17 protein-coding genes and 1 tRNA gene are annotated in these 16,600 nt (G+C 35.1%); 1 reads left to right on the top strand and 17 read right to left on the bottom strand.

Annotation, left to right across the window (positions count from 1 at the left end; all coding sequences use genetic code 11):
* Nucleotides 1-60: 60 nt before the first annotated feature.
* The 17 genes from HMPREF3031_RS10180 to HMPREF3031_RS10100 all read right to left on the bottom strand — a co-directional run bounded on the left by HMPREF3031_RS10180 (nt 61) and on the right by HMPREF3031_RS10100 (nt 15,114).
* Nucleotides 61-143: transfer RNA gene (locus HMPREF3031_RS10180), tRNA-Leu, on the bottom strand.
* A gap of 268 nt (nt 144-411) precedes the next feature.
* Entirely contained in the window at nt 412-864 is a 453-nt protein-coding gene (locus HMPREF3031_RS10175; RefSeq protein WP_002481745.1) for a SprT family protein, read from the bottom strand.
* A 7-nt stretch (nt 865-871) separates the two neighbouring features.
* A complete protein-coding gene (locus HMPREF3031_RS10170) occupies nt 872-3,022 on the bottom strand; it encodes a Tex family protein (RefSeq protein WP_002481746.1) in 2,151 nt (716 codons plus the stop codon).
* Nucleotides 3,023-3,137: 115 nt separating this feature from the next.
* Nucleotides 3,138-3,908: an RNA polymerase sigma factor SigB gene (gene sigB, locus HMPREF3031_RS10165; RefSeq protein WP_002481747.1), complete on the bottom strand. Its 771-nt coding sequence runs from the start codon at nt 3,906-3,908 to the stop codon at nt 3,138-3,140.
* Nucleotides 3,883-4,365 carry an anti-sigma B factor RsbW gene (gene rsbW, locus HMPREF3031_RS10160; protein ID WP_002481748.1) on the bottom strand — a complete coding sequence of 161 codons (483 nt, stop codon included), beginning with the start codon at nt 4,363-4,365 and terminating at the stop codon, nt 3,883-3,885. The genes sigB and rsbW overlap by 26 nt, the downstream gene beginning before the upstream one ends.
* Nucleotide 4,366: 1 nt before the next feature.
* Nucleotides 4,367-4,693, bottom strand: a complete 327-nt coding sequence (locus tag HMPREF3031_RS10155) for an anti-sigma factor antagonist (RefSeq protein ID WP_002481749.1) — start codon at nt 4,691-4,693, stop codon at nt 4,367-4,369.
* Nucleotides 4,694-4,768: 75 nt separating this feature from the next.
* Nucleotides 4,769-5,770, bottom strand: a complete 1,002-nt coding sequence (locus HMPREF3031_RS10150) for a SpoIIE family protein phosphatase (protein ID WP_002481750.1) — start codon at nt 5,768-5,770, stop codon at nt 4,769-4,771.
* Between the two features lie 291 nt (nt 5,771-6,061).
* Nucleotides 6,062-6,412, bottom strand: coding sequence for a type II toxin-antitoxin system PemK/MazF family toxin (locus HMPREF3031_RS10145; protein ID WP_031262808.1), 351 nt, complete (start codon nt 6,410-6,412; stop codon nt 6,062-6,064).
* Entirely contained in the window at nt 6,409-6,576 is a 168-nt protein-coding gene (mazE, locus tag HMPREF3031_RS10140; protein WP_023016097.1) for a type II toxin-antitoxin system antitoxin MazE, read from the bottom strand. Before mazE ends, HMPREF3031_RS10145 begins: the two co-directional genes overlap by 4 nt.
* A gap of 80 nt (nt 6,577-6,656) precedes the next feature.
* The gene (alr, locus tag HMPREF3031_RS10135) at nt 6,657-7,811 is read right to left on the bottom strand and encodes an alanine racemase (RefSeq protein ID WP_002481752.1); all 1,155 of its coding nucleotides are present in this window, start codon (nt 7,809-7,811) and stop codon (nt 6,657-6,659) included.
* 79 nt (nt 7,812-7,890) lie between these two features.
* Entirely contained in the window at nt 7,891-8,244 is a 354-nt protein-coding gene (gene acpS, locus HMPREF3031_RS10130; RefSeq protein ID WP_031262810.1) for a holo-ACP synthase, read from the bottom strand.
* Nucleotide 8,245: 1 nt separating this feature from the next.
* The gene (locus HMPREF3031_RS10125) at nt 8,246-8,743 is read right to left on the bottom strand and encodes a PH domain-containing protein (protein WP_002481754.1); all 498 of its coding nucleotides are present in this window, start codon (nt 8,741-8,743) and stop codon (nt 8,246-8,248) included.
* Nucleotides 8,736-10,229: a PH domain-containing protein gene (locus tag HMPREF3031_RS10120; protein WP_002481755.1), complete on the bottom strand. Its 1,494-nt coding sequence runs from the start codon at nt 10,227-10,229 to the stop codon at nt 8,736-8,738. The genes HMPREF3031_RS10125 and HMPREF3031_RS10120 overlap by 8 nt, the downstream gene beginning before the upstream one ends.
* Nucleotides 10,222-10,686 (bottom strand): PH domain-containing protein, encoded by a 465-nt coding sequence (locus tag HMPREF3031_RS10115; protein WP_002481756.1) that lies wholly within the window; start codon nt 10,684-10,686, stop codon nt 10,222-10,224. Before HMPREF3031_RS10115 ends, HMPREF3031_RS10120 begins: the two co-directional genes overlap by 8 nt.
* A 146-nt stretch (nt 10,687-10,832) precedes the next feature.
* Nucleotides 10,833-12,341, bottom strand: a complete 1,509-nt coding sequence (locus HMPREF3031_RS10110) for a degradosome RNA helicase CshA (RefSeq protein ID WP_002481757.1) — start codon at nt 12,339-12,341, stop codon at nt 10,833-10,835.
* Nucleotides 12,342-12,664: 323 nt separating this feature from the next.
* The gene (murF, locus tag HMPREF3031_RS10105; RefSeq protein WP_002481758.1) at nt 12,665-14,029 is read right to left on the bottom strand and encodes a UDP-N-acetylmuramoyl-tripeptide--D-alanyl-D-alanine ligase; all 1,365 of its coding nucleotides are present in this window, start codon (nt 14,027-14,029) and stop codon (nt 12,665-12,667) included.
* A 14-nt stretch (nt 14,030-14,043) separates the two neighbouring features.
* On the bottom strand, nt 14,044-15,114 hold the full coding sequence (locus HMPREF3031_RS10100; RefSeq protein WP_002481759.1) for a D-alanine--D-alanine ligase: 1,071 nt from the start codon (nt 15,112-15,114) through the stop codon (nt 14,044-14,046).
* Nucleotides 15,115-15,359: 245 nt separating this feature from the next.
* Here HMPREF3031_RS10100 and HMPREF3031_RS10095 point away from each other — a divergent pair, with 245 nt between their 5' ends.
* Complete coding sequence (locus HMPREF3031_RS10095; RefSeq protein WP_002481760.1) at nt 15,360-16,568, top strand: FtsW/RodA/SpoVE family cell cycle protein; 1,209 nt, start codon at nt 15,360-15,362, stop codon at nt 16,566-16,568.
* Nucleotides 16,569-16,600: the final 32 nt, after the last annotated feature.

Here is a 16,600-nt window from a genome sequence, read left to right as displayed (position 1 = left end):
AGGCTGAGGTTTTGCCATTAAACTACACCCGCATATATTCGTAAATTAATGAAATGTTGATGCGGCCGAGAGGACTTGAACCTCCACGGGATCTCTCCCACTAGGCCCTCAACCTAGCGCGTCTGCCATTCCGCCACGACCGCTTGGGTTTGATTTCATTAATCATTTATTTTAACAACGTACTCTATTGTAACACTCTCGTAATATCATGTCAATAACTTTTTAAAAGTTTTTAACAAAGCGTTAAAGTTCGTTTCAAATATTTAATGTCGTTTTTTTAGGACATGAACTATCATATAACATTCTCAGAGTTGAGTCAACACTAAAGTTCATATTTTCTTGTTTTTATTTTAATCGTAGTAAAAAACCGAGCATCCAAGGCTTAACACCTTAGATACTCGGTATTGATTACTATAATTTCTTTTGTAGTTTTAACTTACCGTGACAATGACCACAAACCATCTTTCGTGTATTCACTTTTTTAATGCGCAAGAAAGATTTTTTGCATGATTGACATTGATATACATAGTTCGCCCGTTCTTCATAACTTTTAACAGCACTGCAAAATCTTGGTGCACCAACTTTTTGACTTAACTGCTTAAATTCTTTGTCTTTATGTTGGTAACCTCGTTTTTGCAGATGGAGATGATAATGACATAGTTCATGTTTGATAATATCAATAATAGCCGCTTCTCCAAACTGTTCATATTGTTTCGGATTGATTTCGATATTATGAGACTGCAACAAATATCTTCCGCCTGTTGTTCTTAACCTATTATTGAAATAAGCCTCGTGTTTGAATTCCCATCCAAATGATTGTCTGGAAATTTTCTCTGTAAGTTGTTGCAACTTCTCATTATCCATCCAGTTATTACTCATTAGGATTAATCATTGTCAATGAAACTTTATTTTTCACTGTATCTGTATCAAGTACCCAAACATCTACAATATCTCCTACATTGACAATATCCATTGGATTTTTCACGAAACGTTTCGCTAATTGAGATATATGCACTAAGCCATCTTGTTTAACACCGACATCTACAAATGCACCAAAGTCAACGACATTTCGAACAGTACCGCTCAATTTCATTCCTTTGGTTAAATCTTCTAAAGATAATACGTTGGATTTTAAAATCGGCGTTTCATATTCATCACGTGGATCTCGATTAGGTGCAATCAACGCAGCCACAATGTCTTCTAAAGTTGGTAGACCTACGTTTAATTGCTCAGCAGATTGTTTTAAGTCTAGTTTGTTCAATACCTCTTTAAGATGTGTTGTACCAAGATCTTCTGCACTCAAACCTTGTTGCTCTAATAATTGATATGCAATCGCATAACTCTCAGGGTGAATTGATGTATTATCTAACGGCTCTTTACCATTTACAATACGTAAGAATCCGATACTTTGTTCAAATGTTTTAGGGCCTAGACGTTTTACTTTGGCAATTTGTTTGTGATGGTTAATGACTCCATTTTCTTCGCGATAATCAATAATGTTTTGTGCGATTTGCGGTGATAAACCTGAAACATGTTGCAATAATGAACGTGAAGCTGTATTCACATCTACACCAACTTGGTTAACGGCTGTTTCTACTACGAAATTCAAAGCATTTTCAAGTGCTTTTTGATTAACATCATGTTGATATTGACCCACACCAATTGATTTTGGATCAATTTTTACTAACTCACTCAACGGATCTTGTACACGACGTCCAATTGAAACTGCACTTCTTTCTTCTACTTGGAAATCAGGAAATTCTGTTCTTGCGATTTCAGATGCAGAATAAACAGACGCACCCGCTTCGTTCACAATAATAAATTGAACATCTAAGTTATGTTTTTGAATTAAATCAGCCACAAATTGTTCAGTTTCACGACTTGCCGTACCATTACCAATAGCTACTAATTTAACATCATAATCATTGATAAATTGTAAAAATGTTTTTTCTGCTTGCGCTGTTTTTGAAACTGGAGGATGCGGATACATCACACCTTTTGCAATAAATGTACCATACGGATTAATTACAGCCAATTTGCACCCTGTTCTAAATGCAGGGTCAACACCTAAAATTTGTTTTCCTTTCAATGGTGGTTGTAATAATAAATGTTTTAAGTTAACACTGAATACATCAATCGCATGATTCTCAGCTTTAGTCGTCAAATCAGTGCGAATTTCTCGCTCGATTGATGGCATAATCAAACGTTTCATACTATCTTTAATTGCCGCTTCAATATAAGTTGTACCTTCATGCTGACCTTTAATTTCTTGGCGTGCAATTTCTCTTTCTAATGAATCTGTATCCATTTCAATCTTCACTGATAATACTTTTTCTTTTTCGCCGCGATTCATCGCTAATATTCTATGGTTGGCTATTTTATGAATCGGCTCTGAAAATTCATAGTACATTTCATATGTCTTTTTCTCATCTTCTGCTTTTTTCTTTTTCTGACTTGTGATGAGTCCTCGTTTTTGTGTCTGTGTCAAAATTTTATTTCTATATTTAGGATTATCAGAAACCCATTCTGCAATAATATCTTGTGCACCTGCTAACGCATCAGCAGCTGATGTCACTTCTTCATTTAAAAATGCTTCTGCATAAGTTTTAGGTGATTGATCAATACTACTTTGCATCAACCATTTTGCTAAAGGCTCTAATCCTTTTCGTTTAGCTTCTGTTGCACGTGTTTTTTTCTTTTGTTTAAACGGTCTATATAAATCTTCCACACGTTGCAACTTCGTTTGTTTTAAAATATCCGCTGTTAACTGGTCATCTAATAAACCTTGTTGTTCTATGTTATGTAAAACTTCTTCTTTTCTCTTTTGAAGCTGTTCCATGTAATGATATTCGTCGGCAATCTTTTTAATTTCGACCTCATCTAGTCCACCTGTACGCTCTTTTCGATAACGTGCGATGAATGGAACTGTGTTATTTTCTTCTAGTAATGCTAGCACTTCAGTAATTTGTTTTTTTGAAAAGTGATGTTGTTTTTCAATTGAGTTGATTAATTCGTTATTCAATATCTGCACCTCAAATTCATTTTCTTGTTTCCATAGTATCATAAGAATAGAAAAAGACTGAAATACATAATGTATCTCAGCCCTTTCTAAAGATTGCGATTCTTTATTTTCGGCATTATTTCTTCGCCGCTTGTTGTAACTTTTTAATTGCATTACGTTGCAATCGTGAGACATGCATTTGACTTAAGCCAATGCGTTCACCTGTTTCTTTCTGACTTAACCCTTCAATGAAAGTACATTGAATAATTTCACGTTCACGATCAGATAAAATAGGTAAGATTCTTTCTAAAATCATTCGTTTCTCGGTTAAATCATAACCATCTTCTTGCTCACCCATAATATCAAGTAACGTGACCGTTGAACCATCCTTATCTGCCTCAATGGAGTGGTCTACACTTAACGCATTGTAACTTTGTCCCATTTCCATCGCTTCTAATACTTCTTCTTCTGTAACTTCTAATCTATCTGCGATTTCGGCAATTGATGGCGAACGTTCAAGTTCATTTGTTAATTCATCAGTGGTCTTTTTAATTCTTGGACCAATTTCTTTGATACGTCTTGGAACATGAACGCTCCAAGTCTTATCTCTTAAGTATCTTTTAATTTCACCGATTACCGTAGGCACCAAGAAGGCTTCGAACTTTCTGCCAAAATTGATATCAAATCGATTTATGGCACCGATAAGTCCTACCATTCCTACTTGAACCAAGTCTTCATGGTGTGATTGTCCTTTTGAATATTTGAAAGCTAAAGATTCAATCAATTTTTGATAATGTCTGACAAGTTTGTCTTGGGCACTGGTATTTTCTTCATTCTGATGTTGTCTGATCCATTCGTTGATTTGTTGTGGTGAAATATCGTTAGTTGATTTCGACTCTTTCGCCATTATTGTGCACCTGCTCTTTTTTTATATACTTGATCATGCTTATCGTTACACCATTGTCCTTGTTTACTTTAACTTCATCCATCAATGACTCAATCAAGAATAAACCTAATCCGCCTTCTCTTAAGAAGTCTATATTTTCATTTTCACTGTATGGACCAAGTTCTTTTTTCTTCTCTTCGTAATCGAAGCTCTTGCCTTGGTCAGAAATAACAACTCTAATTTTATCATCGTAAATTTCAAAACATAAATAAATAGAGGGATCGATTTCTTCTTCTTCTTTGTATGCATGTTTTACAGCATTTGTGACTGCTTCACTTACCGCAATTTTAGCATCTTCGATATCTTCATATGAAGCACCCGCACGTGAAAACACGCCCGATAATGTTAATCGGATTAAACTGACATATTCAGCTTGTGCCGGCAGCTTCATTTCAATTACATTCCGCTTCGCTTCCATGTCATTCTACCTCCGATCCTTCATTTACGTGCATCAAGTCGCTTAAACCTGTAATTTCGAATAAACGGCTGATACGTTCTGAAGCGCCGATAATATATAATTCTTTATCATTTTGATTTAATGCTTTCAATGTTCCTACAAATAAACCAAGTCCAGTGGAATCCATGTAACTTACATTCGTCAAGTTAACATATACGTCATGTGTACCCTCTTGTTTAATTGGTGTTAAAACTTGTTCCAATTCAGGTACAGTATAAACGTCTAGTTCTCCTCCGACTTTAATTTCATAATACCCATCATGTTCTTGTGTCTCTATATTCAAATTCATTCAGTGATACACTCCAGTCTGTTCATATTTCAAATACTAGTTTACCCATTTTGTTTAAAGGTTAATCATTTTTATTTAATTTACTCGCTTAATAATTAAGATTGTTAAGTCATCACGCTTGCCTGACTTTTGAATGCCAAGTAAATCTTCATACAATAACTGTACAATATCTTGCGGATGCAGATTTTTATACTTATGTATAAAATCTAATAAATAATCTGTCTCTATAAATTTACCGTTTTCATCCCTGATTTCAGTCACACCATCAGTAAAGATAATAATCAAATCATTTAAATGAATTTGAATTTCCTGCTGCTTGTAGCGTTCTAATTGTCTAACACCAAGCACACGCCCTTTGACAGAGATTTCTTCAAATCTGTCTTCGGCAGCTCTGAAAATATAACCTGGTTCATGACCTGCCGAACTGCAGTATAATAAATGATTCATTTCTTCATATAAGCCATAGAACATTGTCACAAACATATCTTGGTTGACGTTTTTCTCAACTACACGATTCAGACGTTTTAAACCATCACTTGGTAATTGTGAATGCCCATATGAATCCATTCCGAATTTAATCATACTCATTGCGAGCGCTGCAGGAATACCTTTACCAATGACATCTGCTACCGCAAAACTCATCGTTCCATCTTTATGATCAATTAAATTAAAGTAGTCCCCACTTACTTTTTGCGCTGCAACAGAAATAACCCCAATTTGAATACTGTCGAATTGAGGTATCTCAGTTTGCAGCATCGTTTGTTGTAAACGTGAAGCTAAATCCATTTCTTTATCATGGTAATAGAGTTTATCTACCATTTCTTGATAATCTTGATAGCTATATCCGAAAATACTTGCGATAATTTTCAATAATTCAAATGTAGCGAAGACTTGTTCTTTAGTTAAGTCCATTTCTTTGGCACATTCTCTATGAATATCAAGTACATCTTCTGCATGGATATGTTTTTCTAAAATTTCTTGACCGAAGCCTTCAAATTGCTTAATAACCGTTTCCTTATTATAGGACTCTACATAAGACTTCATTAATTGCATATATCTTTTTTTGAAATTTTCCAATTGCGTTGTCCCTCTCTTTATACCAGTTTCGCCGTCTACCCAGTAACCACACATACTTATTTAAATCTTGTTTGATGAAATAAAAAGAGGTCGAAAGTCACATTTCAGCACCATAGTAAAATGCTGTATCACACTATGATAAAAATCGAGCAATAAGCAAAGTTGCTAAGCAGGCTGAAAATGTTGCTTCACCTCTTTTAAATCGTTCATTTGAATGAACTGGATTGTTCAGCATAAACTGATACAACCACTTCTCATTTAGTTGTTTACACATATGATTGAAATCGGTTCCTAATTTTTATGTGTCAAGCCTAAACTAATTCCAATCGCGTTATCAATTTCCTTCATCTTCTCATCTGAAAGATAAGTCAATTTCTCTTTCAAACGTTTTTTATCAACTGTTCTAATCTGTTCAAGTAATATAACAGAATCTTTGTCTAATTTGTATTTACTCTTTTCAATTTCAACATGTGTTGGAATTTTCGCCTTATTAATACGCCCAGTAATCGCGGCTACAATTACCGTCGGACTGTACTTATTGCCAGTGTCATTTTGTATAATTACAACAGGTCTAACTCCCCCTTGTTCAGAACCTTGCACTGGTGATAAATCAGCTAAATAAACATCGCCTCTCCTCATCATTCATCCTTATCAAATGTAAGATAAGATTCATTGCAATCACAGGCTTCACATTCCACTGAAAATGCCTCCGTTGCTAGGGAGAGATTCAAATCAGCCATTTGTGAATAGCCTTCTTTTAATGACTGTTCCAAACTATAGCTTCTATTCTGATTAAAAGTTGACATAGGTAAGACCTCCAAGAAATAAAGAACTTCTAAACTAATATTCAAATTAATCATAACAAATTTCAAAATTCATGACCATACTATTTTTGCAATTCGTTGACAATATCAAATTCTTTTTCTGGTTCGTAGATTCTTGGCACACGTCTACCGATACGACAAAGCACTTCATAATTGATAGTTTGTTGTTGATGTGCCAATGAAGTTAATGATTCAGGTCCTTGATGTTCGCGGTTCAATAACGTTGCTGTATCCCCAACTTCAAATGTGTCATCTTCTGGTAAAACCACCATCATTTGATCCATACAAACGCGTCCGATAATTTCACAATGATGGCCATTGATTTCTACTGTTGCTCCTTGCATCATGCGTGGGAATCCATCTGCATAACCCACACCTAAAATAGCGATTTTCAATGCTCGGTCAGCAGTAAAGGTAGAACCATAGCTGACAGTATCCCCTAAGTTTAAACGTTTGATTTCCATAATTTCGGTTGCCCAGTAAGCGCTTGGATAAAGCACTGCATTTGTCACTTCTTCTACATATTCAGACGGGTAATAACCATATAACGAAATACCAGTACGCACCATATTACAAATAGGCGCTTCATGCAGAATTGTCCCTGCAGAATTTTGAGAATGGACATAAGGAGGATGTGGTAATGTATTCACCCAATCTTCAAATACTTGATATTGTTCATGTGTATGTGGTGAATCTTCATCTGCTTGCGCAAAATGAGTAAACACACCTTCAAAAACTAATTGATCATGTTGATTGATTGTATCAACGATTTTTTGATAATCCTCAAGTGTCTTAATACCTAGGCGCCCCATGCCTGTATCAATTTTGACATGCAGCCATAAATCTTTTTTATTTTCAGGCTCAATCTGCTCTATTACCGCTTCCAACCATTGGTATGAAGGAACGGTTAAGGCAACACGATGTTGAATCGCTTTATTAATATCATTCGGCATAACGACACCTAATATTAAAATTTTGGCGTCTATCCCATGCATGCGCAATTCAATTGCTTCGTCTAATGTAGCGACCGCAAAAAATTCTGCACCGTTTTTTTCTAGATAATGTGCAACTTTCACACTGCCCAGTCCATATGCATTTGCTTTAATGACAGGCATTACTGTTTTGTTTGGTTGTAGTTTTCCTAGTACTTGGTAGTTTTTTAAAATCGCTTCTAAGTCTACCTTTAAATACGTAGGGCGATAAAATTTATCCGCCATAGCGTCATCTCCTTTAACCAAGTAAAATGTATTACTACTATAATACTTTCTGACTCATTTTATCAATACTCAATTTATTTTATATTTTTTCAAGCAATACTTGGCTTGTCGCATAATTTTTCGTGTGAGAGATACTGACATGAACTTTGAATCCTTCAAAGTGAATATAAGGACGACCTAATTCATCATTCTTACAATTAATATCATGGAAACTGATTTGTTTGCCGATGCCTGTACCTAACGCTTTACTGAACGCTTCTTTACATGCAAAACGTCCAGCTAAAAATTCTGCTTGTCGTTGTGGATGTGAAAATGAATGGAACTTGTCCAGTTCATCTTGACTCAATACTTTTTCTGGAAATCTCTTCTGACGTTCTAACATTGTTTTGATACGATCGATTTCAATCAAATCGATACCTATACCATAAATCACATTATTCACCCGCTTCTTCTTCTGACATCTCATTCTTATCATGAATATGTTTAATATCATACATGATTTGTTGGGCTGTTGCTTTATTTATCAACAATATCTCACTATCTCCGCCTGCTGTTGATAGTGTCAAAGTTGCTAATTGCCATTTACGCATCAACCAACCTTCATTAATATCTATATTTTGAATCCTAAACAAAGGAATATGTTTCATACTGACAAAAATCATACCTTCTTGAACAATAATTTGTTTCGCTTCCAACAAATAACTGTGTTGCTTATTTTTCAACCACGGATTAAGAAGACAGATCCATATAAAGACAAATAATGTGAGTATAACCGCAATCAGACTAACCCATTTCAATGCATCTTTGGATAATAGATGCAACCACAGATATTCTGCCATAATTAATACAGAAAACACTAAAACAATCAGTCCTGTTTGAATTAAACCTGAAATAAACAACACTTTCTTTCCATCTTGAGCCATTCTATTCATAGTTGTCCTCCTTTACATACCATTGTTTTAGTTGTTCGGCAGCATCATTATTGATAAAGCGCAAACCGATATCTATTTGACCTTGCCCTTTTGCGGCCGAAAATGAGAAATCAGCTAAGCCGACACGTTTCATAAACCAATTCTGTGATTTTTCAAACCCAATCAACCTATCTCTTTTCGCATAATAATAACGTGTTCTTGTTAATTGCGTTTTCTTAACAGTTAGCGTCGATGCATCAGTTTTATAGCCTGAATAATGTACTGTCATCATACTATGCACTAATACTAACAGACTTGCGACAACGGCTAACACCATATACCACCACGACCAAAAGTACGTACAAATCGCACCTGCGATTAAAAATAGACCGATTCCAATTTGTGCATGACGACGGATACCGCCTATCGGCAATCCGGGTTCTACGATTTCAAATTGAATAGAAGGTACTAACTGTTCAACGATTTGATAGGCTTTCTTACGTTTAATAAACGGTAAAATCATGATATCACCTGAAGCTGTTGTAGAACTATCAGTCTTTTCCACATCACTCGTAATAATAAAGTAAATAGAAGTATAACCGATAAATCGACGAATAAATGATTGTTTTTCTACTACTGCTTGAATACGGCGTGTTGCCACATTTATCGTCTTCACATTCAACAAGCCATATTGTATATGCAGTTGTTCATTTTTCTCACTCAGGGTATAACCGTAATACCTTACAAATTCGATGATGACACCAATGATATATGCTAAAAGTAAGGATAATATAATCATACCTGCAACCACTACATATGCAGCTTCTGCTATCCAATCAAATTGATGGAACACTTCATCCCACGGAATAATTTCTTGGAAGCTTCCTAATAATGGTGCTAAAGTAAATAACGCAATACCAATAGATCCGCTAGACAACGCCATAAAAATCAACTCTTTCAGCGAGAGATTAAATATGTGTTCAGGCTTGTCTGGTTCCAAGTCATGCGAAACTTGTTGTTCCTCATCAATCGGTACATGCGTTGTTTCTTCTTTATAATCTTTTGATGTTTGTTCTGATCTGACTGCTTGCTCTATCAGATTGAACTGCTGCTTAGACACAATTTGCAACGTAATGCCATCACTCGGTGTTTTAATTTCCATAATGACTCCGCCAAAGATTCGATTCACAATATCTTGTGAGGAATCAAAAGCTTGGATTCTTTGAATATCCAGTTCTTTTCGTATTTTATTAAAGACGCCTTTGGTCACGACAAAATGATGACCTTCTATCCAATAGCGTGTAGAATACACTTCTAATGCATTATAGATAAAAGAAAATAAAAATATAGCTGTTAAAAAAGCTGGCCATATATACGATTTTACATCGGTAAAGTTAAAGTTGTTGATATTGAAAATAAAGATAACAATGACGACTATATTTTGCTTAATTGTAGTAATTAACCCTGTGAGATATGACAGTGGGTGTAATCTTTGTGGATTATACATCTGCATCTACCTCCTCAAGTCGGCGCATAAAAACGGATTCTATAGATATTGCTTCATCTTCTGTCAATATCGGTAATGTGACAACATGACCTGCAGTAATAATAGAAAGTTTATAAAGTTTGAACGCTAATAAAATAGGGCCACTTTCTCTTTCTACATATTGTATTCTGTCATATTTAAGCACTTGTTGCTTTTGAAAGAAGAATCGTGACTCAATTGATACATAATGTTCTTGCAATAGATAAAAGCGATAGTTCCATATAATCCAAGGATGGATGATTTTATATAGGAAACTCATGGCCAATAAAATGATAAGCAGGTTTAGCACCCAAGGTGACCACGTAAAATGATGATACAAGAATACTAAGCCGCTAAAAACTAATATTTCTATTAAAAACTCAATGAAATAGCGGATGTAATAGTACCCTACTACGCGGCGTGGACTTTTTTTAGACATAAGGTCACTTCGCACCTTTCTATGTATTTTAGCTATCAGTCATATTTTAACAATGATTAACATTATTTTGTTAAAAATTTATAGATTTCCATAAATAGAAAACCGCTTCGAATTTCTTCGAAACGGTTTGAAATCATTGGGTATTCTTATTTTTGCATGTCTGCGAATGTACGACCTTTAATCGGTTTTTTATGATCTTTTTTATCGTGTTTTTGTTTTTTACCATTAAATTTTCCTTTACCGCGACGGTTTTTGTTATCAAATTTATTGTTTGAACGTTTATTAGAAGGTTTGCCTCCACGACGAGGACCTTTCGCATTATGACGACCTTTGCGTGCAAGTGGTTTTTCGAATGTTAATTGAACTTCTACTTCATCATTTGACTCGACTAATTCTTGTAATAATGCAGCTACTAATTCTACATCATCATATTCATTTAATAATTGAGAAGAGATATTTTGTAGACGTTCTGAATGTTCTTGATTCATCCATTTTTCTACTTTTTCTTTAATATCATTTTCGCGTGCACGTAATACTTCTTTACGATGTGGTGGTCTTAACGCTTTCATACGTCTATTATTTGTATCTTCGATTTGACGGATATAGTCCATTTCAATAGGATTAACGAATGTAACCGCGATACCTTTTTTACCGGCACGGCCTGTACGTCCGATACGGTGAGTATAACTTTCAGTATCTTGAGGAATGTCGAAGTTGTATACATGGCTGACACCTGAAATATCTAAACCACGTGCTGCAACGTCTGTCGCAACTAAAATATCGATTTGGTCATTTTTAAATTTCTTCAAGACTTCTAAACGTTTTGCTTGTGTAATATCACCATGCAAACCTTCAGCTTTGTAGCCTTTTGAAATTAATGCACTTGTTAATTCGTCTACACGACGTTTTGTACGACCGAAGACAATTGCTAATTCTGGTTGGTGGACATCTAAGAAGTTGGTAAATGTTTCGAATTTCTCTAATTCTTTAACGATTGTGTAGTATTCATCAATTTGCGGATCTGACATTTCGTTATTCATTGTTTTAACGATTTTAGGGTCTTTCATGAATTGTTGTACTAAAGCTTGGATGGCTTTAGGCATTGTTGCTGAGAACAACATTGTTTGACGATTTTCTGATGGAATATGGTCCATAATGAATCTCATATCGTCGATGAAGCCCATGTTCATCATTTCATCCGCTTCATCAATAATTAATGTGTGGATATCATTTGTTTTAAGTGTACGACGGTTCAAGTGGTCAATGACACGTCCTGGTGTACCTACAACAATTTGCGGTCCTTTTTTCAACGCTTTAATTTGGCGTCCGATCGGCATACCACCGAAAACTGTTACGACTTGTACGCGTTGTCCGCGACTGAATGCACGTAATTGTTCCGCAACTTGCATTGCAAGTTCGCGTGTAGGTGCTAAAATCAGTGCTTGTACGCCTTCTTTTCCGACAACTTTCTCAATTAACGGAATACCAAACGCTCCCGTTTTACCTGTACCTGTTTGCGCTTGTCCTAAAATATCTAAACCGTGCAATGCAAACGGAATACTATCATTTTGTATAGGAGTCGGTTCTTCGAAGCCCATATTAGCAAGCGTTTCAGCAGTTTGTTCTGAAACACCTAAGTCTATAAATTTTTGCAAAATAATTCTCCTTTATATATGGTCGAGACGACTTTGATGAATTTGTGCTCTCTTTATTTCAGTAGATATACATCATCTATCAGTTTCATTTTCATCTAAAAATGATAAAAAATGAGCGGTTAATACTTTAACAATTATTCTGTATGGATACAGAACTAATGAGCACCCGCCCCCACCTTGTCTTTAATTTTTCATCAACTTCTATATAGTACCACCTTAAGCCCATTATAGCAATCATGCAATTCTCACTAGAAAGCAAAAAAGTCAGTAAGATGATAGGATTTCTCGTAATAAGAAATTTCATCATCTCGCTGACTTTCTAATTAATTTTGTTCTAATAGAGCTTGAGCTACTTCTTCTAAAGCCATACCTCTTGAACCCTTAATCAACACATTATCTTTTGGTTGAACATGTGCTAACGTATATTCGATTAATTGTGTTTTATCATCAAAATGTTCGGCAGTCTCTACAAATGCTTTACCCGCTTGATGAATATGTGCCGCTTCTTCGCCGTAAGTCAATAAATAATCGATACCTTTATCTTCTAAGTATTCACCTACTGAAGCATGCATTGCTGCACTGTTTTCTCCTAATTCTAGCACATCCGCTAAAATCAAGATTTTGCGTCCATCCATTGCAGATAGCGTATCAATAGCCGCTTTCATACTTGTTGGGCTGGCATTATAAGCGTCATTAATTACTGCGACATCTTGTTTAGAATGATGCAACTCCATACGCATTTGCGTCAATTGGACTTGCGCAATATTTGTTTTAATTGTTTCATAATCAAGACCTGACAATTTGCCGACCGTAATCGCAATTGCTGCATTACGCATATTATGAATACCTAAAATAGGAATTTGATAATGTTCTTGATCATTGATACTAAACGCTATACCTAACGCATCATGTTGTTCAACATGACATACCACTTCATTCTCAGAACTTATGCCGATACTGATCGCTTGATTATTTTCTAACGTATGAACATGCGGTACAAGTAAAGGTTCATCGCCATCATAAAGCAGTACACCTTCTGGTTTTAAACCAGCAACAATTTCAAATTTAGCTCGGGCAATACCTTCTCTAGAACCTAAATCTTGCATATGTGATTCACCGATATTGGTAATCACTGCAATATCAGGTTGTGCGATTTCAGATAGTAGTTCAATTTGATGGAAACCTGACATACCCATTTCTAAAATGGAAATTTCAGTATCCTCATCTAACTCTAAAATCGTTAATGGCATCCCAATTTCATTATTGTAATTTCCTTGTGTTTTCTTCACTTTGAAATTCGGCTTTAAAACACTTTCAATCATATCTTTAGTTGTTGTCTTACCATTAGATCCTGTTACAGCAATTACTTTTGGTTGTACGTGCTGCAAGTAAGCTTTCGCCAGTTCTTGCAGTGCTAATAAGGTATCATCAACCCAGATGACAGGACCTTCTACTGGATGTTCTGGTTTGACATCTTTTTGATAAAAAACAGCGCCTGCACCATCTTGTAATGCTTGTTCTACAAATCGATGACCATCTGTATTTTCACCTTTAAATGGGATAAACAAATTACCTTCATCAATTTTTCTTGAGTCGATTGTGACACCTTTAATTGTATGATCTAAATATTTTTCATCAATTTCACAAGAAATCCACGCTTTAATTTGTTTTAAAGTTACTTCTATCATGTAAGTACACGACCTTAATCAATTTTGTATTTGTTCTTTTGTTTTTCGATATGTTTTTCTTTCGCTAACTCAATTAATTTTGTAATCAAGTCAGAGTATGATAAACCCATGCTTTCCCACAGACTTGGATACATACTGAATTTAGTAAATCCTGGCATCGCATTTGTTTCATTAATGTAGATTTGATTATCTTCTGTCACAAAGAAATCTGCACGTAATAAGCCTGCGCAGTCTGTTGCTTTAAATGCTTCAACTGCCATATTACGAAGTGTTGTACGTACTTCACTGTCTAATTCAGCTGGAATAGATAAACGGATATTACCATCTAAATATTTAGATTTATAGTCATAAAATGCCACATCTTTGATAACTTCCCCTGGTTCCGTTGTTTCTGGGTAATCATTACCTAATACCGCAACTTCGACTTCTCTCGCAACGACACCCTGTTCAATCACAAGTTTTCTATCGAATTGGAAAGCTTCTTCAATCCCTGCTTTTAACTCTTCTTCGTTGTTACATTTACTGATACCGACACTTGAACCTAAGTTTGCTGGTTTTACAAAGACAGGATATTCTAATTTGTCATGCACAAGTTTTAAAATATTGCTTTGATATTTGTCATACTCACTTCTTAAAAAGCTGACATATGGTAATTGCGGTAAACCTCTATGTGCAAATAATTGTTTCATGACAAGTTTATCCATTGTACTAGAAGCTGCTAACACACCATTACCGACATACGGTAAATCTAATACTTCAAATAATCCTTGAATTGTTCCGTCTTCACCATTCGGTCCGTGTAATAATGGGAATACTGCTGAATATGGCTGTCCAGAACTGCTGTTTGTAAGCAAGCTGGAAATTTCACCTTCTTTTACATCTTCTAGGCGCAAAGTTTCTGTATCTTCCACACTATCGACGATGTTATCTTTCTTTTTCCAAGCACCATCATTTGTAATGTAGATAATATCTACTTGGTACTTATCTTTATCAATAGCATTTAAGACATTCTGCGCAGTTAAAATAGAAACATCATGTTCCGCGCTTTTTCCACCATAAATGATACATATATTTTCTTTAGCCATGTTCTTTCCTCCAAACGCATTGTTAAACTTTATTTTATCACGATTTCCTAATTTATTGCATGTCAAACCTGAGAAATTAAAGTCATAATTGGTAAAACGGTATATAATAGGAAATAGCTACAGATGAAAGTTCAAATATGCTATAGTTTTTCATATGGATAACTATACATAACATACAACTATCGAAGAGTAACCTGTCAACATCAATTGAACTGATGTAAAACATGCATTAAAGGAGACTATTTATGAAAGCTTCACGTCAACAACCTAATAAATCATGGATACGGCGTATTGACTGGGTTTTAATCGGCATTTTGGTAATATTTGCTATCATTAGTGTCGTTTTTATAAAATCTGCCATGGGCGGCGGTCAATATAGCGCAAACTTCAGTATTAAACAAATCATTTATTACATACTCGGTTTTATAATCGCCTTTGCAATTATGGTAATCTCACCTAAGCGCATTATGAAATACACTTATACGTTGTACGGCATTTTATGTGTTTTGTTAATTGTCTTATTGGTAATGCCAGAAACAGCGATAACACCTATCATCAACGGTGCAAAAAGTTGGTACAGTTTTGGTCCGATCAGTATCCAACCTTCTGAGTTTATGAAAATTATACTGATTTTAATGCTTGCGAAGATTGTATCTCGTCATAACAAATATACATTTAACAAATCATTAGAAACTGACTTTAAGTTATTCTTTAAATTATTAATAGTCACAGGTATTCCGATGGCTTTAATCTTTTTACAAAATGACTTAGGGACAACGTTAGTCTGCCTAGCAATCTTAACAGGTGTTTTAATCGTCAGTGGGATTTCTTGGAAAATCCTTGCACCTATTTTCTTAACGATTTTATCAATCGGTGCATTCTTTATTTTATCTATTATCTTCAAACCATCATTAATTGAAAATGGGTTCGGTATTAAAACCTATCAATTAGGGCGTATCGCTTCATGGTTAGATCCTTATTCTTATAGTTCAGGCGATGGTTATCATTTAACAGAGTCGCTAAAAGCAATCGGTTCTGGTCAATTATTAGGTAAAGGACTTAATCATGGTGAAGTTTATATTCCTGAAAACCATACTGACTTTATCTTCTCTGTTGTTGGTGAGGAATTCGGATTTATCGGTGCTGTATTATTAATCATTTTATTTATTGTGCTGATGTTCCACTTGGTACGTCTTGCGAATAAAAACACAATTATTTACAACAAGATTTATATTATCGGATTTATGACACTTGTTTTATTCCACGCAGTCCAAAACATGGGAATGACAGTTCAATTATTACCAATTACAGGTATTCCGCTTCCATTCATCAGTTACGGCGGTAGCTCTTTATGGAGTTTAATGACGGGTGTCGGTGTGATCTTATCAATCTACTATCACCAACCTGTCCCTTATCAACCAGACTTCTTACGTTCTAAATCTTATACAAACTAAAAAAGGCTCTATACTATTTAGGACTGGTGATA

Source organism: Staphylococcus sp. HMSC072B07 (assembly GCF_001815505.1).
Taxonomy (GTDB): domain Bacteria; phylum Bacillota; class Bacilli; order Staphylococcales; family Staphylococcaceae; genus Staphylococcus; species Staphylococcus simulans.
The sequence above is the reverse complement of the archived record's forward strand: the minus strand, read 5'-3'. Positions and strand labels throughout refer to the sequence as shown.